Source organism: Rhodoferax sp. RT5P35 (genome assembly GCF_056521385.1).
In genome coordinates, this window is sequence record NZ_JBWMAX010000194.1 from 1 (window position 1) to 1,260 (window position 1,260).

Below are 1,260 nucleotides of genomic sequence, written 5' to 3' on the forward strand. Positions count from 1 at the left end.
CAGCGATCGCCGCCCCAGCCCGCACACGCCGTGCCCGCTGGTGCAGCCTGCGCCGTAACGCGTGCCCACGCCCACCAGCAGCCCGGCCAGCACCAGCGTACCGGTGCCCGCGTCGATCTGCGGCACGGGCAGCGGGGCAAACTGCAGGTACACCAGCGGCGCACCCACCAGGCCCAGCACAAAGGCCAGCCGCCAGGCGATGTCGCCCCGCGTGGGCACCAGCAACCCGCCCAGCACACCGCTGATACCGGCAATGCGCCCGTTCAGCAGCACGAACAGGGCGGCGGCCAGGCCGATCAGCGCGCCACCAGCCAGCGATGCCAGCGGGGTGAAGTGGTTCCAGTCGATGGCCATCACGCCTCCTTGGGACAGTACAGGCGGTACAGCACCGCCAGGATGTCCAGCATCGCCGGGTCGGCGACGCTGTAGTAAATGTTCTTGCCCTCGCGGCGAGGGCTGATTACGCCTTCGCTGCGCAACACGCCCAGCTGCTGCGACAGCGTGGGCTGGCGGATGTCCAGCTGCAGCTCCAGGTCGCCGACGCACATTTCGCCCTGCGCCAACTGGCACAGCAGCAGCAAACGGTCTTCATTGGCCAGCACTTTCAGGGCGGCCACCGCGTGGTGGGCGGCACCCCGCAGCACGGCGGGGTCGATGGCAGGGGGGGCTTGTGTCATGGAGTGGGTGGAGAGTGGATTTGCTTTCATTATATTTATTTATATAATATATGTCAACCAACTGTAGGACCCCACCATGACTACCCGCTTGCACACCGAAGGCTTTTTTGACCCCGCAACCTGGACCGTGTCGTACATCGCCTGGGACCCGGCCACCCGCCGCGCCGCCGCCATCGACCCGGTGCTGGACTACGACTTCAAGTCGGGCCGCACCGCCACCGCATCCGCCGACCGGCTGGTGGCCTATGTGCGGGCGCAGGGCCTGCAGCTGGACTGGATTCTGGAAACCCATGCCCATGCCGACCATCTCTCGGGCGCACGCTATCTGCAAAAGCAGCTGGGCGGGCGCATCGCTATCGGTGAGCGCATCCGCGCGGTGCAGGCCACGTTCAAAAAGCTGTTTAACCTGGAGCGCAGCTTTGTGCCCGACGGCAGCCAGTTCGACCACCTGTTCCAGGACGGCGAAACCTTCCACATCGGCGAAATCGAGGCCACCGCCCTGCTGGTGCCCAGCCACACCCCGGCCGACATGGCATACCGCATGGACGGTGCGGTGTTTGTGGGCGACACGCTGTTCATGCCC

At 66.0% G+C, this 1,260-nt stretch carries 3 protein-coding genes; 1 reads left to right on the forward strand and 2 read right to left on the reverse strand.

Annotated features, from left to right (window positions below):
• Positions 1 to 354 (reverse strand): YeeE/YedE family protein (locus AC097L_RS24865; RefSeq protein WP_479589388.1); only part of this gene is annotated, 354 nt, incomplete at its 3' end.
• The gene (locus tag AC097L_RS24870) at positions 354 to 677 is read right to left on the reverse strand and encodes an ArsR/SmtB family transcription factor (RefSeq protein WP_479589389.1); all 324 of its coding nucleotides are present in this window, start codon (positions 675 to 677) and stop codon (positions 354 to 356) included. The genes AC097L_RS24865 and AC097L_RS24870, both read right to left, overlap by 1 nt.
• Before the next feature lie 76 nt (positions 678 to 753).
• Between AC097L_RS24870 and AC097L_RS24875 the strand changes: the two genes are divergently transcribed.
• The coding region (locus AC097L_RS24875) for an MBL fold metallo-hydrolase (RefSeq protein ID WP_479589390.1) at positions 754 to 1,260 on the forward strand (507 nt) is incomplete at its 3' end.